Source organism: Streptomyces sp. R21 (genome assembly GCF_041051975.1).
In the GTDB taxonomy this organism is placed as follows: domain Bacteria; phylum Actinomycetota; class Actinomycetes; order Streptomycetales; family Streptomycetaceae; genus Streptomyces.
Window position 1 is genome coordinate 6199275 of sequence record NZ_CP163435.1, and the last position, 17444, is coordinate 6216718.

Here is a 17444-nt window from a genome sequence, read left to right on the forward strand (position 1 = left end):
CGCAAAAAGACCCCCGAGCAGATACGGGACGACGGACATGAGCGCCCCAACCCCGGCCCCCGGTGACGACAGGCCCCGCGACGGGTATTACCCGGATCCCTCCATTCCTGGATATGTCCGGTACTGGAACGGCGCCGCCTGGGTGCCGGGCACCAGCCGCCCCGCGCCGTCGGACGGCGAACCGCTCGCGCCGCCGCCCGGCGTGCACCCCGCGCCCGCCGCCGCGGAGGAGACGGGCCCGCACTTCTTCGACGAGGACCCGCAGCCGTCGGTCGAAGCGCCCCGGTTGAGCCCGGCCGAGGCGCAGCACGGGAGCCGGCCCGAGCCCGCGACCGCGTGGGGCGCCGACCGCTCCCGGCAGTCCGGGTTCGGCGGCGAGCAGGACCGCCGGGTGTCGTGGGGCGCGCCGCAGGGCGTCGACCCGCGTGTCCCGAACGCGGCCCAGCCGTCCGAACCGGTCGTGCAGCCCGACGGCAGGTCCTCCCGCACGGACGGCACCGCGACGATCCCCCCGGCGGACTCGGCCCCCGGCGGCGGCACCGTGGTGTTCCGCCGTCCGACGGGCCCCGTACGCCCCACGGACGCCGACGGCGCGAACACCTCGCCCTCGGCCGGTCCGGCCGCTTCCGCCGGCACCCCTGGCCCCCGTAACCCCGTCCCTGCCGAGGGCACCATGCAGTTCCGTGCGCTCTCCCCGCGCGCGGGGAAGCAGGGCGGGGCGCAGGCGGGGAGCACGGCCCCGGCAGCCTCCGCCCCCGCGGCCGGCGGCTTCGGCGCGGGCCAGGCAGCCCAAGCCGCCGCAGCCTCAGCCCAGGCAGCCCAGTCAGCTCAAGCAGCCCAACCCGCCGCACAGGCCCCCGCCCCGACCCCCGCACCCACCCAGCCCCCGCCCTCCGTCCCCCAACAAGCCACCCCCATGACCTCCGGCGCCGGCGGCGGGCAGCCCTCCTGGGCGCAGCAGGTGCACCGGCTGGCCGGGGCGCCGGACGGTGAGGGGCAGCCGGTCGCGCCGTGGAAGCCGCCGGTCGACGACATCTTCACGGCGGCCGCCCGCAGGCAGTCGGAGGCGCGTCCGGCGGCGCTCGGCAAGCGGCTGGCCGCGCGGCTGGTGGACACCGTCGTGCTGGGCGCGGTCACCGCCGTGGCCGCCGTGCCGCTGGGCACCAAGGCGCTCGACCACGTCAACGAGAAGATCGACGCGGCGAAGCAGTCCGGTGAGACGGTCACGGTGTGGCTGCTCGACGGCACGAGCGCGGGCTACCTCGGCGTCATCCTCGCCGTACTGCTCCTCGCCGGCGTCCTCTACGAGGCGCTGCCCACCGCCAAGTGGGGCCGCACGCTGGGCAAGAAGCTGTGCGGTATCGAGGTGCGGGACATCGAGGCCCACGAGCCGCCGTCCTTCGGCCTGGCCCTGCGCCGCTGGCTCGTCTACAGCATCCCGGGCGTCCTCGGCATCGGAGTCGTGGGCGTCCTGTGGTGCCTGTTCGACCGCCCGTGGCACCAGTGCTGGCACGACAAGGCCGCCCACACGTTCGTAGCGGCGTAGCGGCGTAGAGCGGTACGCGCCCGTAGCGCGTCGGACGTATCCCGCGCGGTCCCTCGGACGGCCGCTCGCCGGATGCGGAACCGGGGGGTTCGCGGTCCACTCGGGCCATGAGTACCGAACCGCCGCCCCCCGGCTCCGGTCAGAACCCGCCGGACGACGATCCGTTCAGGAAGCAACAGCCCCCGCCCGCCGAGGGCGGCGGATCCCCCTACGACGCGCCCCACGACACCCCGTACGGCAGCCAGCCCCCTCCGTACGGCGGCGGCACCGGCGATCCCTACGGCGGAGGCGGCCCCTACGACAACGGCCCCTACGGCGGCGGCACCGCCGACCCGCTCGCCGGAATGCCCCCGCTCGCCGACAGCGGCAAGCGGGTCCTGGCGAGGATCATCGACATGATCATCGTCGGCATCGTGGTGTGGCTGCTGTCCTGGGCGTTCGGCTTCAGTCAGTACACGCTGGACACGGACAAGATGAAGTTCGCCGACTCGTTCGGCCGGGAGGTGGTCGGCGCCGTCCTCTACATCGCGTACGACACCCTCATGATCAGCAAGTCCGGACAGACCCTCGGCAAGCAGCTGCTCAACCTGCGCGTGGCCAACCTCGACAACGGCGCCACGCCCTCCGCGCAGACCTCGCTGCTGCGCGCGGCCGTGCTGTGGATCCCGTTCGCGTTCTGCTGCGCGTGCGTCTGGACCGCGATCGCGGGTGGCTGGAGCTTCTTCGACAAGCCCTACAAGCAGGGCCTGCACGACAAGGCGGCCAAGACGGTGGTGGTCAGCACCCGCTGACCCGACAGGGGGCGCACTTCACATCGGCGGGTCCGTGCTTCACGGGCCCGCCGTCCCGCGTGCGGAAGAGGCGGACGCCGATACGGACACCGGTACCGGCACCGGTTCGGGCGCGCCGGACATGGACGCGGACACGGACGCGGTCTCGCGCTGCGCCGGCACCCGATCCTGCGCGACAGCGGCCGTAGCGGCCGTGGATGCCGTGGTGCCGGCCGAAGTCCCGTTCGCGGGCGCCGACTTGGGCAGCGGAACCGTCATGGCGACGAGCAGCCCGAGAGCGAGCGCCGAGAGGGTGATCAGGACGATCCCCACGCTCGAAGTCGTCTGAGACAGCAGCAGCATGGCGAGCGTCGAGAAGATCACGGTGCAGGAACCGTAGGCGAGCTGTGCGGTGTTCGGACGCGGCATGGCAATCGTGTCCTCGGGTGGGGGTCTCCCCCCGGGTGCCTCTCGCGATGGGGGAGGTGCGGATAAGAATCGGGGGTGAGAAACGGTGTCGACCATGGCAATCCGCCGACATCCGGCGCTCCGCCAATCGACTCTATTCCGCTGCATGCCCGAGGGGAACAGCCGGTAAGCGTGACCTAACCCACGGTGCCGGAGCACGGGGGGCGCACGGAGTCATGCAGTCCACGAAGTGGACGGGTGGGCGCGCCTGTTGAACGGCGCATCAACGCCGCCGTAACCGTCCGGATATCGAACAGTCGTCACTTCATAGTGCAGTTGGCGGGTTCAAGTCAAGATCTGTCTTTTCTTTGGTAACTCCGGTCGAATGTCGTCACTTGACACGCGTATACGCGCGCGGACCCCATGACCAGGACCCTCTCCGCGCGGACGGACGCGGGGGAGGACATCAAGTGACCAGCAGATCATGGACGTTCAGAGCAGCCGCGGTGGGCGTTGCCCTCGCGGCGGCAACCGCCACGTTCTCGACGTTCGCCGTGGCGCAGGCCGACGACACCTCGTCGGCGGCGGCCACGGACCGGTACGACCCGCAGCCGGCCAAGATGAAGGGCGACCACGACCTCGACGGCCCGCTCAGCAAGACCCAGGACGCTCAGCGTCAAGAGGCCCTGAACCAGGTCATATCCGGCGACGCCAAGGTCAAGAACCGCAACGGCTCGCAGGTGGTTCAGCTCAAGAGCAAGAAGGGCCACGGCAAGTACGTAGAGCTGGGCCGCGAGAAGACCGACAAGATCTTCACGATCCTGGTCGAGTTCGGCGACAAGGTCGACAGCCGCTACGGCGGCACCGCCGGCCCGCTCCACAACAAGATAGCCGCGCCGGACCGTGCCAAGGACAACAGCACGGCCTGGCAGGCGGACTACAACCAGAAGCACTTCCAGGACCTGTACTTCGGCACCGGCAAGAAGACCGAGTCGCTCAAGAAGTACTACGAGAAGCAGTCCTCGGGCCGCTACTCGGTCGACGGCGAGGTCTCCGACTGGGTCAAGGTCTCCTACAACGAGGCCCGTTACGGCAACAACGCCTGCGGCTCGACCACCTGCCCCAGCGTGCAGAACCTGGTCGCCGACGGCGCCAACGCGTGGGTCGCCGACCAGCAGGCGGCCGGCCGGTCCGATGCCGCCATCAAGGCGGACCTCGCCAAGTACGACCAGTGGGACCGTTACGACTACGACGGTGACGGCAACTTCAACGAGCCCGACGGCTACATCGACCACTTCCAGATCGTGCACGCCGGCGAGGACGAGTCGGCGGGCGGCGGCGCCCAGGGCACGGACGCCATCTGGGCGCACCGCAGCTACGCGTTCGGCAGCAACGCGGGCCAGACCGGCCCGGCCGACAACAAGCTCGGCGGCGCCCAGCTCGGCTCCTCGGGCATCTGGATCGGCGACTACACCATGCAGCCGGAGAACGGCGGCCTCGGTGTCTACGCCCACGAGTACGGCCACGACCTGGGCCTGCCGGACGAGTACGACACCTCCGGCGGCGGCGAGAACTCCACCGGCTTCTGGACGCTGATGTCGGCCGGTTCCTGGCTCGGCACCGGCAAGAACGCCATCGGTGACCTGCCCGGCGACATGAACGCCTGGGACAAGCTGCAGCTCGGCTGGCTCAACTACGACACGGCGAAGGCCGGCAAGCAGTCCACGCACAAGCTGGGCGTCGCCGAGTACAACACCTGGAACAAGCAGGCCCTGTTGGTCTCGCTGCCCGACAAGGCGGTCACGGCCCAGGTCGTCACCCCGGCCCAGGGCGCCACGCAGTGGTGGAGCGGCAGCGGTGACAACCTCAAGAACACGCTGTCCCGTTCGGTCGACCTCACCGGCAAGTCGAAGGCCACGCTGACCCTCGACGGCTGGTGGGACATCGAGGAGAACTTCGACTACCTCTACACCGAGGTCTCCACCGACGGCGGCGCCAACTGGACCGCCGTGGACGGCACGGCCGACGGCGCCGCCATCCCGCGCGACGGCAGCGACAAGCCCGCGCTGACCGGCTCGGTCGACGCGTACAAGAAGCTGTCGTACTCGCTCGACGCCTACGCGGGCAAGAAGATCGACATCCGCTTCCGTTACGCCACCGACGGCGGCGTGGCGCAGAAGGGCTTCGCGGCCGACGAGATCGCCGTCACCGCGGACGGCTCCCCGGTGTTCTCCGACAACGCGGAGAGCGCGGACGCCGCCTGGACCGCCACCGGCTTCTCCCGCCTCGGCGCGTCCTTCACCAAGGACTACGCGCAGTACTACATCGCCGAGAACCGCCAGTACACGTCGTACGACAAGACCCTCAAGGTCGGCCCGTACAACTTCGGCTTCTCCACCACCCGCCCGAAGTGGGTCGAGCACTACTCGTACCAGAACGGTCTGCTGATCTGGAAGTGGGACACCTCGCAGGCCGATGACAACACGAGCGCCCACCCGGGCACCGGTCAGATCCTGCCGATCGACTCGCACCCGAAGGCCCTGAAGTGGGCCGACGGCACGACGCTGCGCAGCCGTATGCAGGCGTACGACTCGCCGTTCAGCCTGTACCGCACGGACGGCATCACGCTGCACAACGCGGACGTGGCGGTCAAGATCCCGTCGTCGAAGGGTGTGCCGGTCTTCAACGACCACACCAGCACCTACTACGACAAGGCCACCCCGACCGCCGGTGTCCAGGTCACTGACACCAACACCAAGATCAAGATCGTCAAGGAGGCCAAGGACGGCTCCACGATCTCGCTGAAGGTCGGCCCCGCGGTGAAGTAGTCCGCATTCCCGCAGGTCAGAAGATGATCGGCCGCAACCCTCTGGCGGGTTGCGGCCGATCGTGTTTAGGTGCGTCCTGTGGATTTCTTATTGACACCGGTGCACACGGGGGTGTGACTGCATGGCCGCAGGAGGTTTCTGCAAGCTGCCGAACGGCAGCGTGGTGGTGGCACTGAACCTGCCCACATCGACCGGGGAGAGCGCCGACTGCGTCCGCGTACTCGTGCTCGCCCAGAACCGCGCCCGAGCCCTGACCAGGCTCCGCAACCTCGGGATGCGCGCGATCTACCTGCGCGGCAACAGCGCCCCGCCGTCCCCGGACGAGATCACCGCCGTACTGCACCACCCGGACGGCCTGATATGGCGCACGGCCCCCGACACGACCCTTGACAACGGTGTCGGCGGCATCGAGCTGCCCCAGGAGCTGTGGCACCCGATCAGGGCCCTGCTGCGCCGTCCGGCGGCGCCGCAGCGGGGCTGAGCCCGCCGCGGCACACCGGAGAAGCCTCAGCTCAGTACGACGACCTTGTGCATGCCCTCGAAGGCGTGCGGGATGCCGGTCTTGTCGTCCGGGATGAAGCACAGCAGGGCGTAGGTGCCCGGCGGCAGGTGGTGTTCCTGGAGCAGGGCGGTGCGGCCGGGGGAGATGGCGCCGAGGCCGACGGCCGGACCCGTGAAGGGCGGCGCGCCGGTCGCGGTGCCGTTGAAGACGGCGTCGAGCTGGGCGTCCGTGGTACCGGGCGCAACGGGCTGCAGCTGCATCTCGTGGATCTCGTCCGCGGCGTTGTGCACCAGGATGTTGTCCTTGGCCCGGTGCACCCCGTTGACGTCGAAGCGGGGTCCGGCCGACGTCTCCTTGGTGATCACGATGCCGTCGGGGAAGTCGGCGAGGTCTCCGCTCCGCCCGCCGCGCAGTTCCACCTTGCGGTACACCGGGTGGGCCGGGTCCCCGAAGAACTTGGTGAAGTCCAGCAGGTAGACCGGGCCCGCGCTGATCGGAGTGGTGAAGGTCCCCGGCACCTTCGGCGTGACCTGGGCGCCGCCGAACAGCTCGGAGTCCCGGTTGACCGCCTTGATGCCCTTGGCGGAGACGGTGGGGTTGTTCTCGTTGACGGCCATGGTCAGGTCGGCGAAGACCTTCTTGAGCGTGACCCCGTGGCGCGGCCGGAAGGCCTGGAGGTCGTGGCCGTCCTTGTCGTCGGTGGTGACGCGGAAGGCGACCACTCCGGCCCGGGCGACATGCGGTGCCTGGATGCCGGAGTCGCCGATGGCCACCTCGACCGGGTGCGGCGACCGGCCGCCGTCGTGGCCGTCCCGAGGCGTGGCGTCGGCGGTGGTGGTGCCGCCGAGGGCGGCCGCCAGGGCGAGGGTGGCCACTGCCACCCGGGCCCCATGCCGCTGCAGTGCGGTGCGCATGAGTCTCCTGTTCGTCGAGCGATCCCCTTGACGGCAGGGCAGCACTCGCGAACCCGGCTCGGCGGCAGCCACGCAGACAGCAGGCCCGATCGGCGCAGGGCGCTCCCTCCGGGGTACGCCCCGAATGGGCCTGATCGGTGATTGCCTTGATCGTTGCTGAGCGACTACTGCACGACAGGCTTCCCGGACAGCTCCACGCCCGCCTCCCGCAGCTCCTCCAGAGCGCGCTCGGTGGTCTCCTCGGCGACTCCGGCCGTGAGATCCAGCAGCACCTGCGTACGGAAGCCCTGCCGGGCCGCGTCCAGCGCCGTCGCCCGTACGCAGTGGTCCGTGGCGATCCCGACCACGTCGACCTCGTCGATCTCGCGGGCTCGCAGCCAGTCGCCCAGCGGGACGCTGTTCTCGTCGACGCCCTCGAAGCCGCTGTACGCCGCCGCGTACGCGCCCTTGTCGAAGACGGCGTCGATTCCGCCGGAGGCGACGGCGGGCGCGAAGTTCGGGTGGAAGCCCACGCCCTCCGTACCGGCCACGCAGTGCGCGGGCCAGGAGTGGGCGAAGTCGGGGTTGTCGGCGAAGTGGCCGCCGGGGGCGATGTGATGGTCGCGGGTGGCCACGACATGGCGGTACCCGGCGGACGCCTGGCCGATCAGCTCGGTGATCGCGGCAGCCACGTCGGCACCCCCCGACACCGCGAGGCTGCCGCCCTCGCAGAAGTCGTTCTGCACATCTACGACGATCAAGGCGCGGCGCATGGTCGGTGTCCTTCGGCTCGACAGCGGGTCGGTCGGTGGTGGGGTGCGGGCCCGGCCTTCGAACTACCGAGCTTAGAGACTTCGGGTACGGGACGGGAGGGTGCGCGGGCCCCGAGCGGCTCCGGGGAAGTTCAGGCACGGGTGCGCGAGCACGCTGCCGTTGCATTCCCGCTCACCGTGCGTTCATGCGCCCGGACCCCCGCACCAGGGCGGACGTACAGCCCCGCGTCGGACGTACTCCGTCGTACTCCGACGGCCCCGCGTCGGACGTGCTCCGTCGTACTCCGGCGGAATCCGTCAGACGTACTCCGTCGGAATCACGGACTCCCCGCGCGACAGCTGCCTCGCCGACAGCGGCAGGTTCGCGCGGGCGGCCGCATGCCGGTCCCGTACGGCGTCCAGCGGCTCGCGGGCGACGACCTGACCGCCCTTGACCAGCTCGACCAGGAGCTGCCGGTCGGACAGTTCGCCCGGGACCGCACCGGTGCCGATCACCTCGGCCTCGGCGACCCCGTACTCGTCCAGGCGCCGCGCCGCCCACTTGCGCCCGCCGATGGACGTCTTGCCGCCCGTCGACCTCTTCGCCACCGGCACCAGCGGAGCCTTCGGGTCCGCCGACTCGGCTCGGGCGACCAGCTTGTAGACCATCGAGCACGTCGGATGGCCGGATCCCGTCACCAGCTGGGTGCCGACGCCGTACGCGTCCACGGGCGCCGCCGCCAGCGAGGCGATCGCGTACTCGTCCAGGTCCGAGGTCACCACGATCTTCGTGTCCGTCGCGCCCAGCTCGTCCAGCTGCTGCCGCACCCGGTGCGCGACGAGGAGCAGGTCACCGGAGTCGATGCGCACGGCCCCGAGGTCGGTCCCGGCGACCTCGACCGCCATCCGGACGGCCTCCGTGACGTCGTAGGTGTCGACGAGGAGCGTGGTGCCCCGGCCGAGCGAGTTCACCTGGGCCTGGAAGGCGTCGCGCTCCTGGTCGTGCAGGAGGGTGAAGGCGTGCGCGGAGGTCCCGACCGTCGGGATGCCGTACCGGAACCCGGCGGCGAGGTCGGAGGTGGTGGCGAAGCCGCCCACGTACGCGGCGCGCGAGGCGGCCACCGCGGCCAGCTCGTGCGTGCGCCGGGCGCCCATCTCGATCAGCGGCCGGTCCCCGGCGGCGGAGGCCATGCGGGAGGCGGCGGCCGCGATCGCCGAGTCGTGGTTGAGGATGGAGAGGATCACCGTCTCCAGGAGCACGCACTGGGCGAAGGAGCCCTCGACCCGCAGGATCGGCGAGCCCGGGAAGTAGACCTCGCCCTCGGGATAGCCCCAGATGTCCCCGCCGAAGCGGTACGAGGCGAGCCACGCCAGGGTCTCCTCGTTCACGATCCCGCGCTCGCGCAGAAAGCCCAGGACGTCCGCGTCGAAGCGGAAGTTCTCCACGGCGTCGAGCACGCGCCCGGTCCCCGCCACGACCCCGTACCGCCGCCCTTCGGGCAGCCGCCGGGTGAAGACCTCGAAGACGGAGCGCCGCTCGGCGGTCCCGGCCGCGAGGGCGGCCTGCAGCATCGTCAGCTCGTACTGGTCGGTGAAGAGCGCCGTCGAGGGAACGTCCACCGGCAGCCCAAGGTCCGCTGTGTTCATGGGACGGGATGCTACCCCCATCTCGTCACTCTGACGATTTAGGGGGTCGGTTTTCCCGGCCCGTTTGGCCGGGCACCCCCTTCTGGTGGCAGCATGGGCCGTGTGACGGCTCCCGCTCCCCTAGAGACCGAAAAGACCGAGTCGGCGGAAGAGGTCTTCGCCGTACCCGAGCCCGATGTCCCGTGGGTGACGATCGTCCACAACGACCCGGTGAACCTCATGAGCTATGTGACGTACGTCTTCCAGGCGTACTTCGGCTACTCCAAGGACAAGGCCACCAAGCTCATGCTCGACGTCCACAACAAGGGCCGTGCGGTCGTCTCCAGCGGATCCCGCGAGGAGATGGAGCGCGATGTCCAGGCCATGCACGGCTACGGCCTGTGGGCCACCCTTCAGCAGGACCGCAAGTGATCTCACGTACCGAGTGGACCGGAAGTAGCGACGCAACCTGATGCCAGGACACTTCGAACCGATCCCCGGCGGCGGCGCGGCCGTCGCACTCGACGACGTCGAGATCTCGATCATCCGCTCCCTCGCCGTGCAGCTCCTGGAGCTCATCGGACCGGGCCCCGCCGAGAACGCCCCCGACGACCCGCTCGCCGAGCTGTTCGCGGAAGGCCCCAGCGAGCCGCCCTCCGACCCGGTGCTGATGCGGCTCTTCCCCGACGCCTACAGCGGCCCCGACGTCGAGGCCAACTCGCCCGAGGAGGCCGACGAGCAGCGCGCGCACTCCGCGGAGTTCCGCCGCTTCACCGAGAACGACCTGCGGGCCGGCAAGCGCGAGAACGCCCTCGCGGTGATCCGCTCCCTGGACATGATCAGCACGGCGGGCGAGGGCGGCGCCGTCCTCAAGCTGTCCGCCGAGGAGTGCGGGCGGTGGCTGCGCACCCTCAACGACCTGCGCCTGGCGATCGGCTCCCGCCTCGACATCGCCGATGAGGAGGACACCGACCTCCTCTACCAGCTGCCGGACGAGGACCCGCGCAAGCCGATGGTGATGGCGTACCTGTGGCTGGGCGGTCTCCAGGAGACGCTGGTGAACACCCTGATGCCGTAGCCGGTTCGCCGGTGCGGTTCGTTCGCTCAGCGGACGCTCAGATCCGGATAACGATCACGTCACCATGACCGCGTCCTTTGGGGCGCGGTTTGCCGTTTGTCCGGTTCTTCCTGTGGCGTGCGCCACGAACCGTACAGCCGATCCATGTTGCGGCCGTGATAAATCTTCACGACCGCCCGACAGGACACCACCCAGGTCCGGTCGGGTGCGCCACCGAGCCGGCGACCGCCGGCCAGGCACGAGCGGGTCGCAGAACCCGCTCAGCTCCATCACATCCGGGGGGATCGGAACCCGATCCGAAGCCATGGGACTGGCTCGGTTCGGCATGGAGAAAGGCGCACCAACATGACCTCGTCGCAGGTCGGCAAGCAGTACGACGCGCACGACCGCAATGGAGTCGTGGGCGGCGACGCCCCCGAAGAGGGGTACGAGCGAGGGCTCGGCAGCCGTCAGGTCCAGATGATCGCGATCGGCGGCGCCATCGGCGTCGGCCTGTTCCTCAACGCCGGTGCGAACATCGCCAAGGCGGGCCCGAGCCTCATCCTGATGTACGCCCTCGCCGGCGTGATCATCTTCTTCATCATGCGGGCGCTCGGCGAACTGCTCCTCTACCGCCCGGTCTCGGGCTCGTTCGCGGACTACTCGCGCGAGTTCCTGGGCCCGTTCTTCGGCTACTTCACAGCCTGGACGTACTGGCTGATGTGGGTGGTCACCGGCATGGCGGAACTCACCGCCGCCGCGATCTACGTGCACTACTGGTTCCCGTCGATCCCGCAGTGGACGTCGGCGCTGGTCTTCCTGATCGTTCTCTTCGTCGCCAACCTGATCTCGGTGAAGGTGTTCGGCGAGATCGAGTTCTGGGCCTCGATGATCAAGGTCACCGCCCTCATCGGCATGATCGTGATCGGCCTGGGTGTGCTCACCTTCGGCTTCAGCTCCGCCGGTGACACCGCGGCCGTCTCCAACCTCTGGGAGTTCGACGGCTTCTTCCCCAAGGGCATCGGCTCGTCCCTGATGACCCTCCAGGGCGTGATGTTCGCCTACCTCGCCGTCGAGCTGGTCGGCGTCACCGCGGGCGAGTCCGAGAACCCGGAGAAGACGCTCCCCAAGGCGATCAACACCCTGCCCTGGCGCATCGCCCTCTTCTACGTCGGCGCCCTCACCGTCATCCTCTGCGTCGTGAAGTGGACCGAGTTCGCGGAGGGCGTCAGCCCCTTCGTGAAGGCCTTCGCGATGATCGGCATCCCGGCCGGCGCGGGCATCGTCAACTTCGTGGTGCTGACCGCCGCCCTCTCCTCCTGCAACTCGGGCATGTACTCCACGGGCCGCATGCTGCGCAATCTCGCGGACAACGGCGAGGCCCCCCGCGCCTTCAGCAAGCTGTCGGCCTCCAAGACCCCCGCGCTCGGCATCACGATTTCCGTCGCCTTCATGGGCATCGGCGTGGTCCTGAACTACATCGTCCCGGAGAAGGCCTTCGGCTACGTCACCTCGGTGGCCACCGCCGCCGGCATCTGGACCTGGCTGATGATCCTCATCAGCCACGTCCTCTACCGCCGCGCCGTGGACGCGGGCCGCCTGCCCGCGTCCTCCTTCCCCGCCCCCGGCGGCGCGAAGTGCAGCTACGTGGCGATCGCCTTCCTGCTGTTCGTCACGGGCCTGATCGCGTACGACGCCGACTCCCGCGTCTGCCTGTACGTGATGGCCATCTGGGCGGCCGCACTCGGCATCGGCTGGGCCGTACTGAAGACCCGCAACCCGCAGGTCACCGAGCGCCGCGAGCCGGTGTACGAGCAGGTCTGAGCCCCACCCCGCTCACGATGTGGGCCGCCCCGTACCACCCTTCGGTACGCGGCGGCCCACACGCATATCCTCTTCCCCATGCTGACCATCACCCAGGCCCTGTTCGACCAGATCGTCGCCCACGCACGCCAGGACCACCCCGACGAGGCGTGCGGCGTGGTCGCGGGCCCGGTGGGGGAGGGCCGCCCCGAGCGCTTCATCCCGATGCTGAACGCCGCCCGCTCGCCCACGTTCTACGAGTTCGACTCGCAGGACCTCCTCAAGCTCTACCGCGAGATGGACGACCGCGACGAGGAGCCGGTGATCATCTACCACTCCCACACGGCCACCGAGGCCTACCCCTCCCGCACCGACCTCTCGTACGCGAACGAGCCCGGCGCCCACTACGTCCTGGTCTCCACCGCCGACACCGACGACGCCGGCCCCTTCCAGTTCCGCTCCTTCCGCATCGTGGAGGGCGAGATCACGGAGGAGGAGGTCACGGTGGTGGAGACGTACTGATCTCGCATTTCGGCCGGAATTCATCCACGATCTGAGATCACACTCCGGGACCGGGACCGGGAATCGATACGATGAGCCCATGGTTTCCCACGACGTGAGCGAAAAGACGCCGGGCATGCTGCTCGTGGCGCGGCTGCACGTCGACCTGTGCAGGCTGAACAGCGCCCTCTGTCCGCGCTGACCCCTGCCGCCGTAAGGCCGTGAGCCGCGGCGCCCGACCTGCGTACCACCCGCTTCTCGCGCTGCCGCGCGCCCACCGACCTACCACTCCCGACAGGAGCCCACAGACATGGCCATCGAGGTCCGCATCCCCACCATCCTCCGCACCTACACCGACGGACAGAAGGCCGTCGAGGGCGGCGGGGACACCCTCGCCGAGCTGTTCACCGACCTGGAGAGCCGCCACACGGGCATCCAGGCCCGCATCGTGGACGGCGGCGAACTGCGCCGCTTCGTCAACGTGTACCTCAACGACGAGGACGTCCGCTTCCTCGACGGCATCAACACCAAGCTCACCGACGGCGACAACGTGACGATCCTGCCGGCCGTCGCCGGCGGGATGGTCTGATCGGCCGCGGATCCCCATGCGCTACGACTCCCCGCTGGCCGCGGTGGGCAACACCCCCCTGGTGCGCCTGCCGCGGCTCTCGCCGTCCGACGACGTCCGGATCTGGGCGAAGCTCGAGGACCGCAACCCGACCGGCTCGGTCAAGGACCGCCCGGCCCTGCACATGATCGAGCAGGCGGAGAAGGACGGCCGCCTGACGCCGGGCTGCACGATCCTGGAGCCGACGAGCGGCAACACCGGCATCTCCCTCGCCATGGCGGCCAAGCTCAAGGGCTACCGCATGGTGTGCGTGATGCCCGAGAACACCTCGCAGGAACGCCGCGAGCTGCTCGCCATGTGGGGCGCCGAGATCATCCCCAGCCCCGCCGCGGGCGGCTCCAACACCGCCGTCCGCGTCGCCAAGGAGCTCTCCGCCGAGCACCCGGACTGGGTGATGCTCTACCAGTACGGCAACCCGGACAACGCGGGCGCGCACTACGCGACGACGGGCCCGGAGATCCTCGCCGACCTCCCGTCGGTCACCCACTTCGTCGCCGGGCTCGGCACCACCGGCACCCTGATGGGCGTCGGCCGCTTCCTCCGCGAGAACAAGCCGGACGTCAAGATCGTCGCCGCGGAGCCGCGCTACGACGACCTGGTCTACGGCCTGCGCAACCTCGACGAGGGCTTCGTACCGGAGCTGTACGACGCCTCCGTCCTCACCACCCGCTTCTCCGTGGGCTCCGCCGACGCGGTCACCCGCACCCGTGAACTCCTCCAGCAGGAGGGCATCTTCGCGGGCGTCTCCACCGGAGCCGCCCTGCACGCCGCGATCGGCGTCGGCAACAAGGCCGTCAAGGCGGGGGAGAGCGCCGACATCGTCTTCGTCGTGGCCGACGGCGGCTGGAAGTACCTGTCGACCGGCGTCTACACGGCGGCGACGACGGAGGAAGCGATCGAGACACTGCACGGACAGCTCTGGGCGTAAGAGCCTGCGTCACAGGCTCTGAGGGTCTGGGGCCCGGCCCCAGACCCCCCGCAGCTCCGACTACGGCTTGCACACCTTCGTCAGCTCGCCCGCCGCGTCCGTGACCGGGCTGATGTCGGGCGTCTTGTCGCCGTTCTGCACGGCCGTACGGACGTTGTCGACGGCCGTGCTCAGATCGTCGACCGCCTTGTTCACATCGGTGTTGTCCGTCTTGTCGCCGATCTTGTCGAGGTTCTTCTCGATGGCGCTGAGGGACTCGTCGGTCTGCGTCGGGTCGTTCGACGCGTTCTCCACCGCCTGCTGGAGATCGGTGACGCTGTCGGCGATGGTCTCGGCGGTCTGGAAACAGTCCAGGGCCTTGTCGACCGCATCGCAGCCGACCACCGCCGGTGCGGCGACGAGTGCGGCGACAACGGCGAATGCGGCGATACGGCGGCGGTGGCGCGAGGCCATGGAACGGTCCCTCCCCGTGGGCATGCCAACGCAGGAAACGCGCGGACATGCATACATGCGGAATGCGGCGGTCAACGGAACGTCGGATCATGGATCCGCAGATCCATGATCTCCAGCTCTACGGACGCACGGCTGGACCGTACGCCCGTACCCTTTAGAACGCGAAGACTTATTCCGCGGTTGCCTCAAGAGCCGCCCGCTGAATGGCAGCCAGCTCGTCGCAGCCCGAAACAGCCAGATCCAGCAGGGCGTTGAGTTCCTTGCGGTCGAACGGCTCGGCCTCCGCGGTGCCTTGAACCTCCACGAACCGCCCGTCGCCGGTGCAGACGACGTTCATGTCGGTGTCGGCCCGCACATCCTCCTCGTAGCAGAGGTCCAGCAGCGGGACTCCGCCCACGATGCCGACGGAGACGGCGGAGACCGTGCCGGTCAGCGGCTGCCGGCCGGCCTTGACCAGCTTCTTGCCCTGCGCCCAGGCGACGGCGTCGGCGAGGGCGACATACGCCCCGGTGATCGCGGCGGTGCGGGTGCCGCCGTCGGCCTGGAGGACATCGCAGTCGAGGACGATCGTGTTCTCGCCGAGCGCCTTGTAGTCGATGACGGCGCGCAGCGAACGGCCGATGAGACGGCTGATTTCGTGCGTACGGCCGCCGATCTTGCCGCGCACGGACTCGCGGTCGCCGCGGGTGTTCGTGGCGCGCGGCAGCATCGAGTACTCCGCGGTGACCCAGCCCTCGCCGCTGCCCTTGCGCCAGCGCGGGACGCCCTCGGTGACGGAGGCGGTGCAGAAGACCTTCGTGTCACCGAAGGAGACGAGGACGGAGCCCTCGGCGTGCTTGCTCCAGCCACGCTGGACGGTGATGGGGCGGAGCTGTTCAGGGGTGCGGCCGTCGATTCGAGACATGCCGCTGAGCCTAGCCGCACATGGGTGAGGGGCCGCCTCCGGTTGCCGAAGGGGCCCCTCAGGGGTGAGCGTCAGACACTCACATCATGTCTTCGATGTCCGCCGCGATCGGGTCGGCGTCCGTGCCGATCACGACCTGGATCGCCGTGCCCATCTTGACGACGCCGTGCGCGCCCGCGGCCTTCAGGGCGGCCTCGTCGACCTTGCTCGCGTCGATGACCTCGGTGCGCAGCCGGGTGATGCAGCCCTCGACCTCTTCGATGTTGTCGATCCCGCCGAGTCCGGCAACGATCTTCTCAGCCTTGGTGGCCATGTCTTACTCCCTGATCCGAACCGCTTTGTCGCAGTAACCCACAGTTGGCCCATCTTCGCGAGCGGTCATGTCGCAGGTGCCGAATGATGGCGTTCACGACAGCGCGACCGTCCTTCAACTGGTCTACACCACCTGACGGGCGGTCGCCAAACCGGCCCTGCCCGGAGGACGCCCATGAGTGCCGACAGCGCCGTCTCACCCGCGCGCGCCCGCTGGAATACCGCCTTCCAAGGCCTGCAGAAGATGGGGCGGAGCCTCCAGCTGCCGATCGCCGTGCTGCCGGCCGCGGGCATTCTCAACCGGCTCGGCCAGCCGGACGTGTTCGGTGCGGACGGGCTGGGCTGGGACAACGTCTCCAAGGTGATGGGCGGCGCGGGCGGCGCGCTGCTCAGCGGCAACCTCGGGCTGCCCATGCTGTTCTGTGTGGGCGTGGCCATCGGCATGGCGAAGAAGGCGGACGGCTCCACCGCGCTCGCGGCGGTCGCGGGTTTCCTCGTCTACTACAACGTGCTGCGCCAGTTCCCGGAGGATTGCCCGTCCGGCTCCGTGGAGGTCAAACTCGGCTGCCAGGCGGCCGACAACTCCGTCGCGGAGTTCACGTATCAGAATCCCGGGGTTTTCGGCGGCATCGTCATCGGGCTGCTGGCGGCGTACTTCTGGCAGCGCTACCACCGTACGAAGCTGGTGGACTGGCTGGGCTTCTTCAACGGCCGCCGACTGGTGCCGATCATCATGGCGTTCGTGGCGATGGCGTTCGCCTCGCTCTGCGTGTGGGCGTGGCCGCCGATCGGTGACGGTCTGGAGAATTTCAGCGACTGGCTTTCGGGGCTGGGGGCCTGGGGAGCGGGCGTCTTCGGCCTGGCCAACCGGGCGCTGCTGGTGATCGGGTTGCACCAGTTCCTGAACGTGCCCATCTGGTTCCAGTTCGGCAGTTACACCAAGCCCAACGGCGAGATCGTGCACGGCGACATCAACATGTTCCTGGCGGGCGACCCGAACGCGGGCCAGTTCACCTCCGGGTTCTTCCCCATCATGATGTTCGCGCTGCCGGCCGCCGCGCTCGCCATCACGCATTGTGCAAAGCCCCATCGACGCAAGGAGATTGGCGGTCTGATGCTTTCAGTGGCGCTGACCTCGTTCGTCACGGGCATCACCGAACCGATCGAGTACTCCTTCCTGTTCGTCGCGCCGGTGCTGTTCGTGATCCACGCGCTGCTCACCGGTGTCTCGATGGCGGTGACTTGGGGCCTGGGTGTGCACGACGGCTTCAGTTTCTCGGCCGGTCTGATCGACTACGTGATCAACTGGAACCTGGCGACCAAACCCTGGGCGATGATCCCGATCGGGTTGTGCTTCGCGGCCGTGTATTACGCGATCTTCCGCTTCGCGATCACCAAGTTCGACCTCAAGACTCCCGGACGGGAGCCGGAGGACGAGGTGGAGGACACCACCAAGGCGTAGCCACCACCGCCGTACGGGCATCACGGCATCCCCACGAAGGGCCCTCGGACCAGCCGGTCCGAGGGCCCTTC

At 69.2% G+C, this 17444-nt stretch carries 19 protein-coding genes; 12 read left to right on the forward strand and 7 right to left on the reverse strand.

The window, feature by feature from the left end; all coding sequences use genetic code 11:
- Nucleotides 1-37 precede the first annotated feature (37 nt).
- Both AB5J56_RS27705 and AB5J56_RS27710 read left to right on the forward strand, forming a co-directional pair.
- Nucleotides 38-1546: an RDD family protein gene (locus tag AB5J56_RS27705; RefSeq protein WP_369236099.1), complete on the forward strand. Its 1509-nt coding sequence runs from the start codon at nt 38-40 to the stop codon at nt 1544-1546.
- A gap of 107 nt (nt 1547-1653) precedes the next feature.
- Nucleotides 1654-2337 carry an RDD family protein gene (locus AB5J56_RS27710; protein WP_369236101.1) on the forward strand — a complete coding sequence of 228 codons (684 nt, stop codon included), beginning with the start codon at nt 1654-1656 and terminating at the stop codon, nt 2335-2337.
- 39 nt (nt 2338-2376) lie between these two features.
- Here AB5J56_RS27710 and AB5J56_RS27715 read toward each other — a convergent pair whose 3' ends face one another.
- A complete protein-coding gene (locus AB5J56_RS27715) occupies nt 2377-2745 on the reverse strand; it encodes a hypothetical protein (protein ID WP_369236103.1) in 369 nt (122 codons plus the stop codon).
- Nucleotides 2746-3194: 449 nt separating this feature from the next.
- Between AB5J56_RS27715 and AB5J56_RS27720 the strand changes: the two genes are divergently transcribed.
- Both AB5J56_RS27720 and AB5J56_RS27725 read left to right on the forward strand, forming a co-directional pair.
- The gene (locus AB5J56_RS27720; protein ID WP_369236105.1) at nt 3195-5552 is read left to right on the forward strand and encodes an immune inhibitor A domain-containing protein; all 2358 of its coding nucleotides are present in this window, start codon (nt 3195-3197) and stop codon (nt 5550-5552) included.
- A 121-nt stretch (nt 5553-5673) separates the two neighbouring features.
- Nucleotides 5674-6033, forward strand: coding sequence for a hypothetical protein (locus tag AB5J56_RS27725; protein ID WP_369236107.1), 360 nt, complete (start codon nt 5674-5676; stop codon nt 6031-6033).
- A 26-nt stretch (nt 6034-6059) separates the two neighbouring features.
- Here the strand turns inward: AB5J56_RS27725 and AB5J56_RS27730 are convergent, their stop codons facing one another.
- The 3 genes from AB5J56_RS27730 to AB5J56_RS27740 all read right to left on the reverse strand — a co-directional run bounded on the left by AB5J56_RS27730 (nt 6060) and on the right by AB5J56_RS27740 (nt 9346).
- A complete protein-coding gene (locus tag AB5J56_RS27730; RefSeq protein WP_369236109.1) occupies nt 6060-6968 on the reverse strand; it encodes a hypothetical protein in 909 nt (302 codons plus the stop codon).
- A gap of 164 nt (nt 6969-7132) precedes the next feature.
- The gene (locus AB5J56_RS27735; protein WP_369236111.1) at nt 7133-7720 is read right to left on the reverse strand and encodes a nicotinamidase; all 588 of its coding nucleotides are present in this window, start codon (nt 7718-7720) and stop codon (nt 7133-7135) included.
- Nucleotides 7721-8017: 297 nt separating this feature from the next.
- Entirely contained in the window at nt 8018-9346 is a 1329-nt protein-coding gene (locus tag AB5J56_RS27740; RefSeq protein ID WP_369236113.1) for a nicotinate phosphoribosyltransferase, read from the reverse strand.
- 93 nt (nt 9347-9439) lie between these two features.
- Between AB5J56_RS27740 and clpS the strand changes: the two genes are divergently transcribed.
- The 7 genes from clpS (at nt 9440) to AB5J56_RS27775 (ending at nt 14242) form a co-directional block, all read left to right on the forward strand.
- Nucleotides 9440-9757, forward strand: a complete 318-nt coding sequence (clpS, locus tag AB5J56_RS27745) for an ATP-dependent Clp protease adapter ClpS (RefSeq protein ID WP_369236115.1) — start codon at nt 9440-9442, stop codon at nt 9755-9757.
- A 40-nt stretch (nt 9758-9797) separates the two neighbouring features.
- A complete protein-coding gene (locus tag AB5J56_RS27750; RefSeq protein ID WP_369236117.1) occupies nt 9798-10403 on the forward strand; it encodes a DUF2017 domain-containing protein in 606 nt (201 codons plus the stop codon).
- Between the two features lie 345 nt (nt 10404-10748).
- Entirely contained in the window at nt 10749-12206 is a 1458-nt protein-coding gene (locus tag AB5J56_RS27755) for an amino acid permease (RefSeq protein ID WP_369236119.1), read from the forward strand.
- Between the two features lie 78 nt (nt 12207-12284).
- The gene (locus tag AB5J56_RS27760) at nt 12285-12707 is read left to right on the forward strand and encodes a Mov34/MPN/PAD-1 family protein (protein ID WP_369236121.1); all 423 of its coding nucleotides are present in this window, start codon (nt 12285-12287) and stop codon (nt 12705-12707) included.
- Between the two features lie 79 nt (nt 12708-12786).
- Nucleotides 12787-12888 (forward strand): putative leader peptide, encoded by a 102-nt coding sequence (locus AB5J56_RS27765; protein WP_355780362.1) that lies wholly within the window; start codon nt 12787-12789, stop codon nt 12886-12888.
- 108 nt (nt 12889-12996) lie between these two features.
- On the forward strand, nt 12997-13275 hold the full coding sequence (locus tag AB5J56_RS27770) for a MoaD/ThiS family protein (RefSeq protein WP_369236123.1): 279 nt from the start codon (nt 12997-12999) through the stop codon (nt 13273-13275).
- A 16-nt stretch (nt 13276-13291) separates the two neighbouring features.
- Nucleotides 13292-14242 carry a PLP-dependent cysteine synthase family protein gene (locus AB5J56_RS27775; protein WP_369236125.1) on the forward strand — a complete coding sequence of 317 codons (951 nt, stop codon included), beginning with the start codon at nt 13292-13294 and terminating at the stop codon, nt 14240-14242.
- Between the two features lie 60 nt (nt 14243-14302).
- On the opposite strand, the gene AB5J56_RS27780 is transcribed toward AB5J56_RS27775, so the two are convergent.
- From AB5J56_RS27780 to AB5J56_RS27790, 3 genes are all read right to left on the reverse strand, one after another.
- Nucleotides 14303-14695, reverse strand: coding sequence for a hypothetical protein (locus tag AB5J56_RS27780; RefSeq protein ID WP_369236127.1), 393 nt, complete (start codon nt 14693-14695; stop codon nt 14303-14305).
- A gap of 169 nt (nt 14696-14864) precedes the next feature.
- A complete protein-coding gene (gene rph, locus AB5J56_RS27785; RefSeq protein ID WP_369236129.1) occupies nt 14865-15599 on the reverse strand; it encodes a ribonuclease PH in 735 nt (244 codons plus the stop codon).
- 79 nt (nt 15600-15678) lie between these two features.
- Nucleotides 15679-15912: a glucose PTS transporter subunit EIIB gene (locus AB5J56_RS27790; RefSeq protein ID WP_369236131.1), complete on the reverse strand. Its 234-nt coding sequence runs from the start codon at nt 15910-15912 to the stop codon at nt 15679-15681.
- Nucleotides 15913-16086: 174 nt separating this feature from the next.
- Here AB5J56_RS27790 and AB5J56_RS27795 point away from each other — a divergent pair, with 174 nt between their 5' ends.
- Nucleotides 16087-17373, forward strand: coding sequence for a PTS transporter subunit EIIC (locus AB5J56_RS27795; protein ID WP_369236133.1), 1287 nt, complete (start codon nt 16087-16089; stop codon nt 17371-17373).
- The last annotated feature ends 71 nt before the right edge of the window (nt 17374-17444 follow it).

Excerpts from the sequence above, each read along its gene's own strand:
- AB5J56_RS27765 (WP_355780362.1), top strand. The coding sequence starts at position 12,787 with ATGGTTTCCCACGACGTGAGCGAAAAGACGCCGGGCATGCTGCTCGTG.
- AB5J56_RS27760 (WP_369236121.1), top strand. The coding sequence starts at position 12,285 with ATGCTGACCATCACCCAGGCCCTGTTCGACCAGATCGTCGCCCACGCA.
- AB5J56_RS27725 (WP_369236107.1), top strand. The coding sequence starts at position 5,674 with ATGGCCGCAGGAGGTTTCTGCAAGCTGCCGAACGGCAGCGTGGTGGTG.
- AB5J56_RS27735 (WP_369236111.1), bottom strand. The coding sequence starts at position 7,720 with ATGCGCCGCGCCTTGATCGTCGTAGATGTGCAGAACGACTTCTGCGAG.
- AB5J56_RS27705 (WP_369236099.1), top strand. The coding sequence starts at position 38 with ATGAGCGCCCCAACCCCGGCCCCCGGTGACGACAGGCCCCGCGACGGG.
- AB5J56_RS27770 (WP_369236123.1), top strand. The coding sequence starts at position 12,997 with ATGGCCATCGAGGTCCGCATCCCCACCATCCTCCGCACCTACACCGAC.
- AB5J56_RS27710 (WP_369236101.1), top strand. The coding sequence starts at position 1,654 with ATGAGTACCGAACCGCCGCCCCCCGGCTCCGGTCAGAACCCGCCGGAC.
- clpS (WP_369236115.1), top strand. The coding sequence starts at position 9,440 with ATGGGCCGTGTGACGGCTCCCGCTCCCCTAGAGACCGAAAAGACCGAG.
- rph (WP_369236129.1), bottom strand. The coding sequence starts at position 15,599 with ATGTCTCGAATCGACGGCCGCACCCCTGAACAGCTCCGCCCCATCACC.
- AB5J56_RS27750 (WP_369236117.1), top strand. The coding sequence starts at position 9,798 with ATGCCAGGACACTTCGAACCGATCCCCGGCGGCGGCGCGGCCGTCGCA.
- AB5J56_RS27730 (WP_369236109.1), bottom strand. The coding sequence starts at position 6,968 with ATGCGCACCGCACTGCAGCGGCATGGGGCCCGGGTGGCAGTGGCCACC.
- AB5J56_RS27715 (WP_369236103.1), bottom strand. The coding sequence starts at position 2,745 with ATGCCGCGTCCGAACACCGCACAGCTCGCCTACGGTTCCTGCACCGTG.
- AB5J56_RS27790 (WP_369236131.1), bottom strand. The coding sequence starts at position 15,912 with ATGGCCACCAAGGCTGAGAAGATCGTTGCCGGACTCGGCGGGATCGAC.
- AB5J56_RS27755 (WP_369236119.1), top strand. The coding sequence starts at position 10,749 with ATGACCTCGTCGCAGGTCGGCAAGCAGTACGACGCGCACGACCGCAAT.
- AB5J56_RS27780 (WP_369236127.1), bottom strand. The coding sequence starts at position 14,695 with ATGGCCTCGCGCCACCGCCGCCGTATCGCCGCATTCGCCGTTGTCGCC.
- AB5J56_RS27795 (WP_369236133.1), top strand. The coding sequence starts at position 16,087 with ATGAGTGCCGACAGCGCCGTCTCACCCGCGCGCGCCCGCTGGAATACC.
- AB5J56_RS27775 (WP_369236125.1), top strand. The coding sequence starts at position 13,292 with ATGCGCTACGACTCCCCGCTGGCCGCGGTGGGCAACACCCCCCTGGTG.
- AB5J56_RS27740 (WP_369236113.1), bottom strand. The coding sequence starts at position 9,346 with ATGAACACAGCGGACCTTGGGCTGCCGGTGGACGTTCCCTCGACGGCG.